This window comes from Nonomuraea sp. NPDC050478 (assembly GCF_044458265.1).
GTDB lineage: Bacteria > Actinomycetota > Actinomycetes > Streptosporangiales > Streptosporangiaceae > Nonomuraea > Nonomuraea ferruginea.
Map to the genome: position 1 here is coordinate 302,474 of NZ_JBITHT010000004.1, position 16,080 is coordinate 318,553.

Genomic DNA, 16,080 nt, shown 5'->3' on the forward strand with positions numbered 1-16,080 from the left:
GGCTGCCCTAACGTGATGACGACGTGGGGGTGCGCGCCTCCCAGGCACGCCAGAGCTCCGCGTACCGGCCGCCTGCGGCGACGAGCTCCCGGTGCCCGCCCTCTTCGACGATCCGGCCGTGCTCCAGGACGACCACCCGGTCGGCGGAGGCGGCCTGGGTCAGGCGGTGGGCGACGATCAGGGTGGTGCGTCCGCGGGTGGCCGCGGCGGCGGACTCCTCCAGCTTGCGGGCGCCGAGGCTGCCGGCCTCGGCGGTGGCCTCGTCGAGGATGGCGATCGGGGGGTCGGCGAGGATCAGGCGGGCGAGGGCGAGCTGCTGGACCTGGGCGGTGGTGAGCTCGTGCCCGCCCTCGCCGACCACCGTGCCGAGGCCGTCGGGCAGGTCCGTCGCCCAGTCCAGGGCGCCGACGGCGGCGAGCGCGGCGGCGGCCTCCTCCGGCGAGGCGTCCGGCCGCGCCAGGCGCAGGTCCTCGATGAGCGGTCCGGCGAAGACATGCACCTCCTGGGTGATGATCGCGACATGCTCGCGCAGGCTCCCGGGCGGGAGCGCCGCTCCTCCGACGCGTACGGAGCCGCTGCCGGGGGTGAGGATGCCCGCGGCGATCGCCGCGATGGTGGACTTGCCCGCGCCCGTCGATCCGACCAGCGCGACCCGCGAGCCGGCCGGCAGGCTGATGGAGACGCCGTGCAGCACCTCGGGGGCGCCGTCGTAACGGAAGTGCACGTCTGCCAGCTCAAGGGACGCGTCGACCGGCTCGCCCGTCCCGTCGCGGGGCTCCTCCGCGGGGGCGAGGTCGATGACGCCGACGAGCCTGGCCAGGCTCGCCGCCGCCGCCTGCACCTCGTCGAAGGTGAACAGCAGCATGCCGATGGGGTTGAACAGGCGGTGGAACAGGACCGCCGCCGCCGCGCTCTCGCCGACGGTCACGTGCCCCTGGCGGACGAGGAGGAAGCCGGTGACGAGGATCGCGGCCAGGCCGAAGAACTCCGAGCGGTTGACGCGTCCGACGAACCGGGTGAACAGCGTGAAGACCGACACCGAGATGTCGCGCACCTCGTGCGAGGCGTTCCCGATGCCGTGCAGGCGCCGCTGCTCCAGCCGGTAGGCGTGCACGGTGCGGACGCCCTGCATGCTCTCCACCAGCAGTTGCGAGTTGTCCGCCACCGCGCGCCGCTCCTCGGCGTACTTCGGCGCGGCGCGTGGCAGATACCAGCGCAGCGCCATCACGTACAGCGGGATGGCGACCGCGCCAGCGAGCCCGAGCCGCCAGTCGAGCCCGGCCATCGCGGCGACGCTCACCACGACCAGCAGGAACGCGGAGATCATCGTGGGCACCACGTTGGAGGCGGCCTTGCCGATCGCGGCCGTGTCGGTGCTGACCCGTGACAGCAGGTCGCCCTTGCCGACCCGTTCCAGGGTGGTGACGGGCAGGGAGAGCGCGCGGGCCACCGTGCTTTCCCGCAGGTCGGCGAGCAGCTGCTCGCACAATCGGCTGATCAGGTACGTGCCGGGCCCGGCGGCGAGGCCGCCGACGAGCGCCCCCACGAGGATCACCGCGGCGACGGGGACGATCGCCGAGCCGGGAGCCCGCTCCGTGACGAGGTCGACGAGCCTGCCCAGCGCGTACACAGGCACCACCGACGCGGCGGCGCCCACGGCGCCCACCAGCACTGCGAGCGCCCCGGCCCGCCACCGCCCGCGCAGTTCCTCCCGCAGCCACGCCCATGTCCTGCGCGCGTCCGCGACGGGCAGCCGCTCCGGGCCCGTCGCCTGGTCGGAGGCCGTCATCTCAGCACCGCCCGGTTGTAGTCGTCGTCCGTCACGGCCAGGTCGGCGTGTGTTCCCTCGGCGGCGACCCGGCCGCCGTCGAGGACCACGACCCGGTCCGTCATGGCGAGCAGCGCCGGACTGCTCGTCACCACCACGGTGGTGAGCTCCCCGGTGCCGCGCAGCGCGCGCAGGCCCCGGGCGATCTCGTGCTCGGTCACCGCGTCGACGGCGGTGGTGGGGTCGTGCATCACGAGGATCGGCGGGCGGGCCATCAGCGCGCGGGCGAGCGCGAGCCGCTGCCGCTGCCCGCCGGAGAGGCTGGCGCCGCGCTCGGCGACCAGGTGGGCGAGGCCGTCGGGATGGGCGGAGACGACCTGGCCGGCCGCGGACGCCTCCAGCGCGGCCTCGTCCAGCGGCCCGCCCGCGGTGACGTTCTCCTCGACGGTCCCGGTGAACAGGTCGGTGAGGTGGGGTTCCACCAGCATCACCCGGCGGGCGTCAGCGGGCGCGAGCCGCGACAGGTGCGCGCCGCCGACGAGCACGCCGCCTTCGTACTCCTCCGGCGCCACCTGTCCAGAGAGGATCTTGACGAGCGCCTCCCCGTCGGCGGCCCGGTGGGGCACCACGCCGACGAACTCGCCCGGCCGCACCCGCAGGTCGACCCCGTCCAGCGGGCCGTACCTGAGCGTCCGCAGCTCCAGGCCGGACGGACCCGGGACCTCCTCCGTACCCTCGGGGAGCAGCGGCTCGGCGTCCAGGACGCCGGCGACGCGGTCGGCGGAGGCCCTGGCCTCGGCCACCCAGCCGGGGACGACCGCGAGCAGGCCGATGGGCTCCATCAGGAACTGCGCGAGACCGATGACGGTGATGAGCTCGCCGACGGTGATCCGCCCGTTGAGCGCGAACCACCCGGCCAGGATCGCGACGCCGCACGCCAGCAGCGCGCCGCTGGACATGGAGGCGGACAGGTAGCCGCCCTGGGTGCGGGCCGCGCGCAGCGCCGCCCGCAGGGAGCGCCTGCTGACCTCGTCGTAGCGGCGGGCCGCCGCGCCCTCGGCGCCGATGCCGCGCAGCGGGCGCACCCCGCTGACCACGTTGGCCGCCAGGGACGTGGCCTCGCCGGCGAGCTCCTGCTGCTCGGCCACCCGCCTGGTGATCAGCGGGGTGGCGGCCTGGAGGGCGACGAGCACGACGGGCGTGCCGATCAGCACGGCCAGCCCGAGCTGGACGTCGATCACGAGCAGCGCGACGGCGCTCACCGCGGTCGCGGTCACCGCTCCGGCGACGCGCGGCACGTAGTCGAGCAGGTAGGAGGTGTTGTCGGTGTCGTTGACGGCCACGGTGAGCAGGTCGCCGGCCCGCCGGTCTGTCCTGATCCCGCGCGGGTGCAGGATCTTCGAGGCGACCTCGACGCGCAGGGTGTGCGCCTCGTCGGCGATGGCGATCATCAGCTGGCGGGCGCCGAAGCGGTAGCACATGGTCAGCGCGGTGAACAGCGCGGCCATGGCCGCCACCCACAGCAGGAGCGCGCCGCCGTCGCCCGGCCCGATGGCCTGGTCGACGATGACCCCGATGAGGATCGGCACCAGCGACTCGCACACCTGGTGCAGGCTGATCAGGCCGGTGCCGGCGCCCAGCCGGCGCCGGTTGCGGGTCACCGCGCGCCAGAGGACGCGGCGCCCGGTGACGGGGCGGGTCATGGGTCGGGTCACTGCTCGGCGGCCATGCTCTCGCGCAGGCTCCTCGGCCGCAGGTCCGTCCAGTGCTCCTCGACGTAGTCGACGCATTCCTGGCGTCTGCTCCGGCCTTCCCCGCCGAAGACGACGCGCCAGCCCTGTGGCACCTCCTTGAACGTGGGCCAGAGGGAGTGCTGCTCCTCGTCGTTGATCAGCACGTAGAAGGTGCCGTCCTCATCGTCGAAGGGGTTGTCGGACATCGTTTCTCCTGTTCGCGTGGTGGGAGCGGGGGATGACGAGCGGGGTGTGGGTCTCCGGGTCGTCGATGATCCTGCAGGGCAGCCCGAACACATCCTCGATCAGCTCGGCGGTGACGATCGCCTTGGGGTCGCCCTGGGCCACGACGGCGCCCGCCTTCATCGCGACGATGTGGTCGGCGTACCGGCAGGCCTGGTTGAGGTCGTGCAGGACGGCCACCATGGTGTTGCGCTGCTCCCGGTTCAGCCGGAGGCAGAGGTCGAGCAGCTCGATCTGGTGGGCGATGTCGAGGAAGGTGGTCGGCTCGTCCAGCAGCATGATGGGGGTCTCCTGGGCGAGCACCATCGCCACCCAGACCCGCTGACGCTGGCCGCCGGAGAGCGTGTCGACGAGCCGTCCCGACAGGTCGGTGACGCCGGTGGCCGCCATCGCGTTCACCACGGCGGCCTCGTCCCGCTCCGACCACTGCCGCAGCAGCCTCTGGTGCGGGTGGCGGCCGCGCGCCACCAGGTCGGCCACGGTGATGCCGTCCGGGGCGATCGACGTCTGCGGCAGCAGGCCGAGCCGCCGGGCGACCTCCTTGGCCGGGTAGGAATGGATGTCCTCGCCGTCGAGCACGACCTGCCCGGCGGACGGCCTGAGCAGCCGGGCCAGCGCCCGCAGCAGGGTGGACTTGCCGCAGGCGTTCGGCCCGACGATCACGGTGAGCCGGCCGTCCGGTATCTCCAGGTCGAGGTGCTCGCTGATCGGCCGCTGGTCGTAGCCGAGCGTGAGGTCCCTGGCGCTCAGTCTCACGGTGCCGCCTTCCGCATCGGCCTGGCCAGGAGCCAGGCGAAGTAGAGCCCGCCGAGCGACACCGTCACCACGCCCACGGGCAGCTGGGTGGGCGCGAACAGCCGCTGGCCGAGCCAGTCGCTCGTGGTCAGCAGCAGCGCGCCCATCACGGCCGACGGCGCCAGGGCGACGCCCGCCGTACGGGTGAGCAGCCGGGCCAGTTGCGGGGCGGCGAGCGCGACAAACGAGATCGGCCCCGCGGCGGCGGTGGCCACGGCGGTCAGCGCGACGCCGACGACGAGGTAGAGCAGCCGGGTCCGTTCGGTGCGCACGCCGAGAGCGGCGGCGGACTCCTCGCCCATGGCCAGCAGCGACAGGCGCGGCCCGAGAGCCAGCAGGCCCGCGGCGAGCAGCGCGACCGCGACGGCCACGGCCGGGACCTGCTCCCACGTGACCGTGTTGAGGCTGCCCTGCCCCCAGATGGCGGCGGCGACGGCGAGCTGCAGCTGGACCTTGATGACGAACCACTGGTTCACCGAGGCGAGGATCGCGCTGATCGCGATGCCCACGACGATGAGCCGGAACCCGTGGACGCCGTGCCGGTAGGCCAGCAGGTAGACCACCGCGGCCGCCAGAAGTCCCCCGGCCAGCGCGCCGGCCGCGGTCTGGTGGTAGTCGCGGCCCACCAGCAGCATCGTGACCAGCACCCCGGTGTAGGCGCCGGTGTTGAAGCCGATCACGTCCGGGCTGCCGAGCGGGTTGCGCAGCAGCGACTGGAAGACGGCGCCGCTCAGCCCGAGCGCCGCGCCGACGAGCAGGGCCAGCAGCACGCGCGGCAGCCGCCACTCGACGACCACCAGCCGCGTCGCGCCGGAGCCCTGCCCGGCCAGCGCCCCGATCACCTCGCCAGGCGGCACCTCGAACTCGCCGGTGCCCAGCCCGAGCACGGCGACCGCCAGGGCGGCCAGGCCGAGCCCGGCGCAGACGAGCGCGGTACGCGCGCCGAACCGGACCGACAGCGGGCCGGGTCCGCGCGCGACGACGACCCGGTGGCCGAAGTCCACCCCGTTCACAGGCCGCTCACCGCTCTCCGCCTGATCAGCCAGATCAGGACCGGCGCGCCCAGGAACGCGGTGACGATGCCCGCCTGCAACTCGGCCGGACGGATCAGCATCCGCCCGGCGATGTCCGCGCAGAGCAGCAGGATCGGCGCGCAGATCATCGTGTACGCGAGGATCCAGCGCTGGTCGGGCCCGACGATCCGGCGCACGGCATGCGGCACCATCAGGCCCACGAAGCCGATCGGCCCCACGGCCGCGGTCGCCGCCCCGGTCAGCAGCGTCACCGAGAGCACCGACAGCACGCGCGTCCTGACGACCCCTGCGCCGAGCGTGCGGGCGAGGTCGTCGCCCAGCGCGACGGCGTTCAGCGAGCGGGCCGCGGCCAGCGCCAGGCCGAGGCCGAGCACGACGAACGGGGCGACGGCCACGGCGATCTGCGCCGGCCGTCCGGCGAGCGTGCCGACGTCCCAGAAGCGCAGGTAGTCGAAGGCCCTCGGCTTGACCAGCCGGATCCCGGCCGAGGCGCCCGACATGACCGCGCCGAGCGCGACGCCCGCCAGCGTCAGCCGGAGCGGCGTCGCGCCGCCGCGCCCGATCGAGCCGAGCGCGTAGACGAGGACCGTGGCGAAGGCCACCCCGGCGAACGCGAACCACACGTACGACCAGATGCCGGTGAGCCCCAGCACGCCGATCGCGAACACCACGAAGAGCGCCGCGCCGGCGTTCATCCCGAGGATCTGCGTGTCGGCCAGCGGGTTGCGGGTCACGGCCTGGAGCACCGCCCCGGAGACGCCGAGCGCGGCCCCCGCCAGCAGGCCGAGCAGCGTCCTCGGCACGCGCAGCTCGCGGACGATCACGTGTTCTTCCGTGCCGGCGAAGTGCGCGAACGCGTCCCAGACCGTGCCGAGGGCGATGGTCCTGGTGCCGGCGGCGACGCTGAGGACGCACGTGGCGGCCAGCGCCGCCACGAGCAGGAGCAGGACGCCGCTCCGGCCGGCGCCGCCCGCGGCGAGGCCGGCCGGCCGTTGCGCGGAGACGCCCGGCCGGCCCTCGGCGACGACCACTAGGTCGCCGCCCTGGCCCGCGGCGTGCGGTGGGCGAGCAGCGAGTCGCGGATCTCCCCGGCCCGGATCGCGGTGGTGGACAGGAGCGTCGAGGTGAGGCCGTGGGTGTGCTCGCCCGCCCCCTGGAGGTAGATGCCGGCCGGCACGTTCGGGGGCGTCAGTACGCGGTAGTCGCGGCCGATCCTGACCTCGTCCTCCTCGTCGCGGAGGCAGAGCTTGGCGGCCCGGCCGAGCACGGCGCCGATGTCCTGGGGCCGGTAGCCGGTGGCGTGGACGAGCAGGTCGGCCTCGATCACCTCGCGGGCGCCGGTGGGCAGGAACTCCACCTCGACGCGGAGCCGGTCGTCCAGCGCGCGCACCTCGCGGATGCGCGAGGCGCGTAGCAGGCGCAGCCGCTCGCTGCCCCGGACCTTCTCCCGGTAGACGGTCCGGTAGAGGGACTCGATGAGGTCCATGTCCACCACCGAGTAGTTCGTGCTCCGGTGGTAGTCGAGCAGGGACTGCTTGACCTGGGGCGGGGCGCCGAAGTAAGTGTCGACGGCGGCGGGGTCGAAGATCTGGTTGGCGAAGGGGCTGTCGTCGGCGGGGGTGTAGCCGTACTTGGCGAAGACGGCGCAGATCTCCGCCTGGTCGAAGGTGCGGTGCAGGTAGTCGGCCGTCTCGGCGGCGCTCTGGCCCGCCCCGAGCACCAGGGCCCTGCGCACCCGGGTCCCGGCTTCCTGGAGCGCGGTCACGCGGGGCAGCAGTTCGCTGTTGTGCCACACCCGGTCGGAGACGACGGTCCCCGGCGGCAGGTGCGGCTCCAGGCCGGTGGCGACGCAGAGGTTGCGCGCGCGGCGGATGAAGGTGCGCTCCGGACGCTCCGGATCGCGGACGATCACGTCGAACGCGTGGACCTCACCGCCCTCCCCGGTCACCGGCTCGACGGACACCACCTCCGCCGAGTACTCGACCAGGTCGCGCATCCGCGCGGCGGCCCACTCGAAGTACGCGTGGAACTCGATGCGTAACGGGAAGAGCGTCTTGTGGTTGAGAAAGTCCACCAGCCTGCCGCTCTGCTTGAGGAAGCAGAGGAAGCTGAAGTCGCTGGCCGGGTCGCGCATGGTGACCAGGTCTTTCAAGAAGGACACCTGCATGGTCGCGTCGTCGAGGAGCATCCCCCTGTGCCAGCCGAAGTCGTGCTGCTTCTCCAGGAATCCGACGCGGAGCCGCTCGCTCTCCGGGACCCGCGCGTTGTGCTCGGCCAGCGCGATCGCCAGCGCGAGGTTGGATGGGCCGAAGCCGATTCCCAGGATGTCGTAGGTGCCGTCCGGTCCGCTCAGCAGTGTCTCCACCGAGGCATCGCCTCCCTCTGCCGGACATGCTAGATAAGGTTAGCCTAACCTTGCAAGAACCGGAGAGGGAGGCGGCCATCAGAAGATCAGCACGGCCACCAGCGTGGAGGCCAGCAGTCCCAGCATCACCGGCAGGAACGCCTTCCGGGCCAGGTCCAGCACCGAGACGCGGGCGAAGCCCGCGACCGCGATGAGCGAGGACCAGGCGATGAGCACGCCGCCGCCGGCCCAGATGGCTCCCATCTGACCGACGGCCGCCAGGGTGGCCGGGTCGACGCCCGCGGCGGGGCCCAGCGCCCCCGACAGCGAGCCGGTCAGCGGCAGGCCGGAGAACCCGGAACCGTCGAGACCGGTGATCATGCCGATGACGAGCAGGGCGAAGGCCATGAAGAAGGCGTTGGACGGGATCGCGCCCTGCGCGGCGCTCACCAGTTCGAACAGGAAGCTCGGCGCCTCGGCGCCCTCCTCCAGGCCCATGATCCGACCGGCGAAGTCGCCGTTGCCGATGAAGAAGAAGCCGGCGATCGGCAGCACGATGCCCATCGCCTTCATCGAGAACACCAGGCCGTCCACGACGTGCTCGGCGCACGCCTCCAGGCTGCCCCGGGCGTCCTTGGTGATCGAGGCGGCCAGCAGCAGGAGCGCGACCACGCCCCCGACGAGGGCGGCGGCGTCCGAGCCCACCGTCTCGGGGACGAGGCCGGTGAACTTGCCGAGCAGCATGTAGCCGACCACGGCGAGCAGGACGAGCGGCACGATGACGGCGAAGGCCCTGGAACGCCCAGCCCCGGCGCCCTCCCCGGAAGGGCCGCCGTGGCCCGGCCCGCCGTCCTGGGGGGCGGGCGCGACGGCCACCGTGGCGCCGGCCGCGGTCATCTCCACCGGCCCGGCGGCCGTGTGCGCCACCGGCACGCTGCTCCCGGCGGGCTGGGGAACCCCGCTCTGGGCGCCGGTCTCCTGGACGGTCTCGGCGGCGCTCGTGGAGAGCGCCTCCCACGCCTGTAAATGGGTCATGCTCGGCCGCAGGATGTGCCTGCGGTTCATGACGTAGACGAGGACCAGCGCGACGCCGCCGGTGATGAGCGACAGCACCATGGCGCGGTCGGCCACCACGCTCGCCTCGACTCCGGCGGCGGTGGCCGACAGGCCGGGGGCGACCTGCATGACGTAGTCGCTCGACAGCGCCATCCCCTGTCCCGCGATGGCCATGGCCAGGGCGGACTGCAGGGGCGGCAGCCCTGCCCTGATGGCCGCGGGCAGCAGGATCGCGCCGATGAGCGGCACGGCGGGGGTGGGCCAGAAGAACAGGCTGATGACGTAGGTCACCGCCGCCATCACCCAGAAGGCGGTGTGCCCGTTGCGCATGACCACCCGGAAGGGCTCGACCATGCGCCGGTCGGCGCCCAGCGACTTCAGCGCGCCGAGCAGCGCGGTCACCAGGGCGATGATGAGGAAGATGTTGAACAGTTCGGCGGCGGCCGTGAGGCTGGCGCCGAAGACGGACCGGAACCCGGAGACGAGGTCTCCCGTGTATGCCCAGGCGGTGAGGAAAGTGGCGGCGACGGCGGGGATGACGATGTTCTTGCGGGCGACCATCACGCCGATGATCACTGCCATTCCCGCCAGGTAAATCCAGTGAGCGGCACCCAGTTCCATGGCACCTCCCTTTCGGTACGGCATGGCGTACCAAAGCTGCGAACTGTTGCACAGAATGTCCTGGGTCGGCCCGAGGCGAACAATGAGGAAACTGCACATTAAGCGCCCGGCTGTTTGTGCAGCGTGCCGATGCGACGGCAGCCCGGAACCGGCTCACACCCGCGTCGCCGCGCCGGAGGTCGCTTCCCTAGATGTGCAGGACGCCCAAGTTCCGCACGCCGAATCCAACACTTCCTCCATATCCGGACATTGTGGACAGGCAGACACTGTGGTTCGTGCGTTCAGAACGACAGGACTGGCAGGACCCTCCACGGGGACCGGCGGTGTCGGCAGGAGGGATGGTGGCCTCCAGCCATCCCGCCGTCAGCCTCAGCGGGGTGCGCGTGCTCCAGGACGGCGGCAACGCCGTGGACGCGGCCCTCGCGATGGCCGCCATGAGCTGGCTGGCGCTGCCGGGTCAGTGCGGCGTGGGCGGGGACGCCTTCGCCCTGCTGCGGCGCCCGGACGGCGCGGTGGTCTCCTTCTCCGGCAGCGGATACGGCCCCGACGGGGGCGCCGCGGACTTCTACCGGGCGCGCGGGCTGACCGCCGTCCCCATGGAGGGGCCGCTGGCGGTGGCCGCGCCCGGCGCGGTGGCGGCGCTGGCCGCGCTGCACGGCGCCGGCGCCACCAGGAGCCTGACCGAGCTCTGGGCCCCCGCGATCGCCGCCGCGCAGGGCGGGCTGCGCTGCACCGCCAAGACCAGGGCCGACATCCTGGAGCACCGTGACGCCCTGGCCGCCGATCCCGGGACCGCGGCGGTGTTCCTGCCCGGCGGCGCCGTGCCGGCCGTGGGCGCCCCGATCGTCCAGGCGGAGCTGGCCGCCACGCTGCGCCGCCTCGCCGGCGACCCCGGTGACCTCTACACGGGAGAGCTGGCGGAGCGGGCCGTGTCCGCGCTGGCCACCGCCGGCGCCCCGTTCTCCGGGATGGAGTGGGCCGAGACGGGGAAGGTCGTGCCCGGTCCGGCCCTGACCGGGCGCTACCGGGGCATGGACGTCCACCAGACCCCGCCGCCCTCCCCCGGGTGGATGGTGCTCCAGCAGGCGGGGATGTGCGACGGCACGCTGGCGGAGCTGCCCTGGCTGTCGGCCGAGGCGGTGCACTGGGCGGCGGGCGCGGCGCGGCTCGCGTTCGCCGACCGGCTGGCCCGCTGCGGCGACGGCGACGACGGATGGCGGGAGCTGTTGACACCTCGGGAGATCGCCGCCCGCCGGGCGCTGCTCGCCGCCGGGCGGCTGCCCCACCCGGTTGCCCCGGCGGTGCCTGCGGCGGGCGACACCACCTCGGTGGTGGCCGTGGACGGCGACGGGCGCGCGGTGAGCCTGATCCACTCGCTCGCCTTCACGTTCGGCGCCCGGGTCACGGTGCCCGGCACCGGCGTGGTGCTGAACAACCGGCTGGGCCGGGGGGCGTACCTCCTGGACGGGCACCCCAACGAGGTGGCCCCCCGCCGCCGCCCGCTGCACACGCTGAACGCCTGGCTGGTCACCGACGACGCGGGCCGGCTGCGGCACGCGGGGAACACGCCCGGCGGCGACGGCCAGGTGCAGTGGAACACGCAACTGCTGTCGCACCTCCTCGACCACGGGGCGGACCCCGCGCGGGCGGTGGGCGCCCCCCGGTTCACCGTGCACCCCGGCAGCGACGCCGACACCCTGGGCAGCCCGTACGAGCTGCGGTGCGAGACCCGGCTGGGGCGGCGGACGCTTGCCCGGCTCGCCGAGCTGGGGCACGAGGTCCGGACGCAGGGCGCGTGGGGGGCGGGCGGCAGCGCCCTGGTGATCTCGATCGACGAGGAGTCCGGCGCGCTGCTCGGCGCGGCGGATCCGCGACAGGACGGAGTGGCTCTCGGTGTCTGAGACCGACAGGAGAACGGGCGGAGCGATCCCGGAGGAGCTCCCCGAGGTGCCGTGCCCGCGCGGGGCGTACGCGGCCGCCGTGAGCCAGCCGCACCCGCTGTGTCTGGGACGCGGGTACGTGCCCTGCTCGGCGCTGGTGGTGAGCGCCGGGATGACGCCCAGGCGCGACGGCACGCTCACCGTGACCGGCCTGGTCGGCGGCGAGGTCGATACGGCCGCGGCCGCCGAGGCGGCCGGGCTGGCCGCGCGCAACGCCCTGGCCGCGGTGGCGGACGCGGCGGGCGGGCTCGACCGGCTGCACGGGCTGCTCCGGCTGAGCGTCTTCATCGCCTGCGTGGACGGGTTCACGGAGCTGTCCGCGGTGGCGGACGGCGCGTCCGCCGCGCTGGCCCGTACGGCACCGGCACTCGGCACCCCCGCCCGCACAGCGGTAGGCGTACGGGCCCTACCAGGCGGCGCCCCCGTGGAGATCGAACTCACCGCAGCAGCCCAACACCTCCCGACCACGCAGAACGCCGCACCCGACACCCCCATCACGGAGGACACCGCGCCCGCCGCCCCGATCCCGCGAGACGCCGCACCCGACACCTTCATCGCGCAAGACACCGCACCCGCTGCCCCAATCACGCAGCACACCGCACCCGACACCCCCACCGCGCAAGACACCGCACCCACCGCCCTCATCCCGCAAAACGCCACACCCGACGCGCTCTCCCGGCGTGTGCCCGAGGAGGCGTGCCGGTGAGCGCGCACGAGGGTCGCAACCTGATCGGGGGCCGGTGGGTGCCCGCGCTCTCGGGTGAGACGTTCACCCGAAGGAACCCGGCGGACGTCGACGACGTGGTGGGCGCGTTCCCCGAGTCGTCCGCCGCCGACGTGGACGCCGCCGTGGAGGCGGTGGCCGGGGGCGCGGCGGAGTGGGCCGCCACGCCGGCCGAGACCCGGGCGAGGGTCCTGGAGAAGGCCGCCGACCTGCTGGAGGCCCGGGCCGCCGAACTGGCCGCGGAGATCGTACGGGAGGAAGGCAAGACCCTGGCCGAGGCGTCGGTGGAGACCCGCCGGACGCCGATGAACCTGCGCTTCCACGCCGCCGAGGCGGTGCGGATGAGCGGGCAGACCTACGCCGCCCCCGGCAGCGCCCTGGTCTACACCTGGCGGGAGCCGGTCGGCGTGGTCGGCGCGATCACGCCGTGGAACTTCCCGCTCAACATCCCGTCCAGGAAGCTCGGTCCCGCGCTCGCCGCAGGGAACGGCGTGGTGTTCAAGCCCTCGCCGCTCACCCCGCTGACGGCGCAGCGGCTGGTGGAGGCGCTGCTCGCGGCCGGGCTGCCGGCGCGCGCGCTGGCGCTGGTGCACGGCGGCCCCGAGCCGGGCGCGGCGCTGGCCGGCGACCCCAGGGTGGGAGCGGTGACGTTCACCGGATCCACCGCGACCGGCCGCGCCGTGCACGCCGCCGCCGGCCCGTCCCGCCGGGTCCAGCTGGAGATGGGCGGCAAGAACCCGGTGGTCGTGCTGCCCGACGCGGATCTCGACCGGGCCGCCCAGATCATCGCGACCGGGGCGTTCGGGCTCAGCGGCCAGGCGTGCACCGGCACCAGCCGGGTGATCGCGCTCGGCGAGGTGTACGAGCCGCTGCTGGAGCGGGTGGCGAAGCTGGCCGGGGAACGCACCGTCGGCGACGGCCGGGCGCCGGGCGTGGACATGGGCCCGCTCGCCGCGGACTTCCAGCTCGCCAAGGTGCTCGACCACGTGCGCGCCGGCCAGGAGGAGGGCGCGGAGCTCGTCACCGGGGGCCGCAGGCTCACCGGTGACGGCCTGGAGCGCGGGTTCTTCGTGTCCCCGGCGGTGTTCGCGGGGGTGCGGCCGGACACGCGGCTGGCCCGCGAGGAGATCTTCGGGCCGGTCCTGGCGTTCCAGCGGGCCGCGGACTTCGAAGAGGCCCTGGCGCTGGCCGACGCCACCGAGTACGGCCTGGCCTCCGGCATCGTCACCCGGGACCTCGGCCGGGCCCTGGACTTCGCCCGGCGCAGCCGTACCGGGCTGGTGAAGGTCAACCAGCCGACCACCGGCATGGCGATGAACGTGCCCTTCGGCGGGCTCAAGGAGTCCGGGACGCAGACCTTCAAGGAGCAGGCCGGGCCCACGATGATGCTCTTCTACACACAGGAGAAAAGCGTTTATCTGTCCGCGCTCGAATGAGCCGTGCAACGTGCACACGAAATCGGCGGTTCCCTGTGCCGGTTGACCGTACGAAACGAACCGCGGAATTCCTACTGTGAGACGAGAAAAGCCGTCTCGGGGAAAGGGAGACCGGAAATGCCGGAACTGCTGTCGCGGGATGATTTCCGCTCGGCCCTGGAGAACGCGATCAAGGGCCGGCAGGCCTCGAAAGCGAACTTCAGCGTCGCCTGGGCGGAGGGCAAGCTCAAGCGGGAGCATTTCGCCCGCTGGGCCGAGAACCACTACCACTATGTCGGCCCGTTCGCCGACTACCTCGCCTGCGTCTACGCCAACACCCCCGACCAGTACACCGGCGCCAAGGACTTCACCCTGCAGAACATGTACGAGGAGGAGCTGGCCGACATCCGGCACACCGACCTGCTCATCAAGTTCGCGGAGGCGTGCGGCACCACCCGGGAGCGGGTGGAGGACCCGGACAACGCGAACCCGATCACCCGCGGCCTGCAGTCGTGGTGCTACGCGGTCGCCATGCGCGAGCACTTCGTGGTGGCCACCGCCGCGCTGGTCGTCGGCCTGGAGTCGCAGGTGCCGAACATCTACCGCAAGCAGATCGTCCCCCTGCGCGAGGTCTACGGCTTCAGCGAGGACGAGATCGAGTTCTTCGACCTGCACATCACCTCCGACGAGGTGCACGGCGAGCGCGGCTACCAGATCGTGCTCGACCACGCCGACACGCCGGAGCTGCAGCAGCGGTGCCTGCGGATGTGCCGGTGGGGCGCCGAGATGCGCTACTCGTACACGCAGGGCCTGTACGACCACTACGTCCGGCCGGACCTCGTGGCCGCGGAGTGAGCACGCCGGCCGAGTGGGTGGAGGTCGCCTCGCTCCGCGAGCTGGAGCGGCGCAACCGCAAGCTGGTCACGGTGGGCGCCGAGCAGATCGCGCTCTTCCTGGTGGACGGCGAGGTGTACGCGCTGGCCGACACCTGCGTGCACAAGCGGCGTTCGCTCAGCAAGGGCACGCTGCTGCACGGCAGGGTGATCTGCCCGGGCCACCAGTGGTCGTTCGACCCGCGCACCGGTGAGGCCGACGGGCAGGACCGGTGCCAGCCGGTGCACGCCGTACGGGTGGACGACGGCGTGGTCTACGTGGACCCGCGGCCGCGGGCGCTGACGGCGGAGGAGAGCCGATGATCCGGTCGGTGCTGGTGGCCGGGGCCGGGCAGACGGCCGCCGTGGCGGCCCGGACGCTGCGGCGGCTGGGCTTCGATGGCCGTGTCACGCTCGTCGGCGCCGAGCCGGAACCGCCCTACCAGCGCCCGCCGCTGTCGAAGGAGTACCTGGCGGGCGAGGAGGACCGGGCAGGGCTGGACCTGCTGACCGCGCGATGGTGCGCGGCCAACGAGGTGGAGCTGCTGCTGGGCACCGCGGTGACCGCCGTGCGCGGCGCGGACCGCGCCGTGGAGCTCGCCGACGGCTCCACGGCCGCGGCCGACGCGCTGCTGATCGCCACCGGGGGGCGGCCGCGCGCGCTGCCGGGGGTGGCCGGCGACCGGGTACGGTACCTGCGCACCGTGGCCGACGCCGACCGGCTCCGCGCCGACCTGCGGCCCGGGGCCCGCGTCGTGGTGGTCGGAGCCGGGTTCATCGGCTCCGAGGTGGCCTCCACGGCGCGGGCCAGGGGCGCGGCGGTGACCGTGATCGAGCGCCTGGACCACCCGCTCGGGCAGGTGCTCGGCGAGGAGATGGGCGACGTGTGCGCCGCGCTGCTCCGGGCCGGCGGGGTGACGCTGCGCACCGGGGAGAGCGTCGTGGAGTACGCCGAGACGCCGGACGTCGCCGCCGTGCGGACCAGCGCCGGCCGGATCGTCGAGGGCGACGTGGTGGTGGTGGGCGTCGGCATGGTGCCCAACGTCGAGCCGCTCGCCGGCTCGGGCATCGACCTGGACGACGGGGTCCTGACCGACGAGTACTGCCGGACGAACGTGCCGGGCGTCTACGCCGCCGGCGACGTCGCCCGCGCCTTCCATCCCCTGGCCGGCAGGCCGGTGCGGGTGGAGCACTTCGACAACGCCAGCGGCCAGGGCGCCGCGGCGGCCAGGAACATCCTCGGCCGCGACGTCCCGTACACAGCCCCCCACTGGTTCTGGTCGGAGCAGTTCGGCCGCGATCTGCAGTACGCGGGACACGCCGAGGGCTGGGACGAGCTGGTCGTGCGCGGCTCGGCCGAGGAGTTCGACTTCGTCGCCTTCTACCTGCGCAAGGGCGTGCTCAAGGCCGCCTTCGGGATGGACCGGGGCGCCGAGGTGTCCGCGGCCCGGCAGCTCATGGCGGCCGGGGCCGCACCCGACCCCGCCGCGCTCCGCGACGAGGACACCGACCTGATCGACCTGCTCTGAGGAGAG

General features: G+C 73.6%; 14 protein-coding genes. 6 read left to right on the plus strand and 8 right to left on the minus strand.

The annotated features are described in order from the left end of the window. Positions 1-7 precede the first annotated feature (7 nt). From ACIBF7_RS21360 to ACIBF7_RS21395, 8 genes are all read right to left on the minus strand, one after another. Positions 8-1,789, minus strand: a complete 1,782-nt coding sequence (locus tag ACIBF7_RS21360) for an ABC transporter ATP-binding protein (RefSeq protein WP_397197921.1) — start codon at positions 1,787-1,789, stop codon at positions 8-10. Continuing rightward, positions 1,786-3,471, minus strand: a complete 1,686-nt coding sequence (locus tag ACIBF7_RS21365) for an ABC transporter ATP-binding protein (RefSeq protein ID WP_397197922.1) — start codon at positions 3,469-3,471, stop codon at positions 1,786-1,788. The genes ACIBF7_RS21360 and ACIBF7_RS21365 overlap by 4 nt, the downstream gene beginning before the upstream one ends. An 8-nt stretch (positions 3,472-3,479) precedes the next feature. After that, positions 3,480-3,707: an MbtH family protein gene (locus ACIBF7_RS21370; protein ID WP_148033141.1), complete on the minus strand. Its 228-nt coding sequence runs from the start codon at positions 3,705-3,707 to the stop codon at positions 3,480-3,482. Continuing rightward, positions 3,682-4,500, minus strand: a complete 819-nt coding sequence (locus ACIBF7_RS21375) for an ABC transporter ATP-binding protein (protein ID WP_148033142.1) — start codon at positions 4,498-4,500, stop codon at positions 3,682-3,684. The genes ACIBF7_RS21370 and ACIBF7_RS21375 overlap by 26 nt, the downstream gene beginning before the upstream one ends. Further along, positions 4,497-5,552 carry a FecCD family ABC transporter permease gene (locus ACIBF7_RS21380; protein ID WP_397197923.1) on the minus strand — a complete coding sequence of 352 codons (1,056 nt, stop codon included), beginning with the start codon at positions 5,550-5,552 and terminating at the stop codon, positions 4,497-4,499. Before ACIBF7_RS21380 ends, ACIBF7_RS21375 begins: the two co-directional genes overlap by 4 nt. Further along, complete coding sequence (locus ACIBF7_RS21385) at positions 5,549-6,604, minus strand: FecCD family ABC transporter permease (RefSeq protein WP_397197924.1); 1,056 nt, start codon at positions 6,602-6,604, stop codon at positions 5,549-5,551. Before ACIBF7_RS21385 ends, ACIBF7_RS21380 begins: the two co-directional genes overlap by 4 nt. Beyond that, on the minus strand, positions 6,604-7,938 hold the full coding sequence (locus ACIBF7_RS21390; protein WP_397197925.1) for a lysine N(6)-hydroxylase/L-ornithine N(5)-oxygenase family protein: 1,335 nt from the start codon (positions 7,936-7,938) through the stop codon (positions 6,604-6,606). Before ACIBF7_RS21390 ends, ACIBF7_RS21385 begins: the two co-directional genes overlap by 1 nt. Before the next feature lie 78 nt (positions 7,939-8,016). Continuing rightward, the gene (locus ACIBF7_RS21395) at positions 8,017-9,555 is read right to left on the minus strand and encodes a hypothetical protein (RefSeq protein ID WP_397197927.1); all 1,539 of its coding nucleotides are present in this window, start codon (positions 9,553-9,555) and stop codon (positions 8,017-8,019) included. Between the two features lie 362 nt (positions 9,556-9,917). Between ACIBF7_RS21395 and ACIBF7_RS21400 the strand changes: the two genes are divergently transcribed. The 6 genes from ACIBF7_RS21400 to ACIBF7_RS21425 all read left to right on the plus strand — a co-directional run bounded on the left by ACIBF7_RS21400 (position 9,918) and on the right by ACIBF7_RS21425 (position 16,074). Next, the gene (locus ACIBF7_RS21400) at positions 9,918-11,495 is read left to right on the plus strand and encodes a gamma-glutamyltransferase (protein WP_397197928.1); all 1,578 of its coding nucleotides are present in this window, start codon (positions 9,918-9,920) and stop codon (positions 11,493-11,495) included. Beyond that, positions 11,488-12,240: a Rid family hydrolase gene (locus tag ACIBF7_RS21405; protein ID WP_397197929.1), complete on the plus strand. Its 753-nt coding sequence runs from the start codon at positions 11,488-11,490 to the stop codon at positions 12,238-12,240. The genes ACIBF7_RS21400 and ACIBF7_RS21405 overlap by 8 nt, the downstream gene beginning before the upstream one ends. After that, positions 12,237-13,694, plus strand: a complete 1,458-nt coding sequence (locus ACIBF7_RS21410; protein ID WP_397197930.1) for an aldehyde dehydrogenase family protein — start codon at positions 12,237-12,239, stop codon at positions 13,692-13,694. Before ACIBF7_RS21405 ends, ACIBF7_RS21410 begins: the two co-directional genes overlap by 4 nt. Before the next feature lie 117 nt (positions 13,695-13,811). Next, positions 13,812-14,528, plus strand: a complete 717-nt coding sequence (locus ACIBF7_RS21415) for a TenA family transcriptional regulator (RefSeq protein WP_397197931.1) — start codon at positions 13,812-13,814, stop codon at positions 14,526-14,528. Next, entirely contained in the window at positions 14,525-14,869 is a 345-nt protein-coding gene (locus ACIBF7_RS21420; RefSeq protein WP_148033149.1) for a Rieske (2Fe-2S) protein, read from the plus strand. The genes ACIBF7_RS21415 and ACIBF7_RS21420 overlap by 4 nt, the downstream gene beginning before the upstream one ends. Then, positions 14,866-16,074, plus strand: coding sequence for an NAD(P)/FAD-dependent oxidoreductase (locus tag ACIBF7_RS21425; RefSeq protein WP_271274983.1), 1,209 nt, complete (start codon positions 14,866-14,868; stop codon positions 16,072-16,074). The genes ACIBF7_RS21420 and ACIBF7_RS21425 overlap by 4 nt, the downstream gene beginning before the upstream one ends. Positions 16,075-16,080 lie beyond the last annotated feature (6 nt).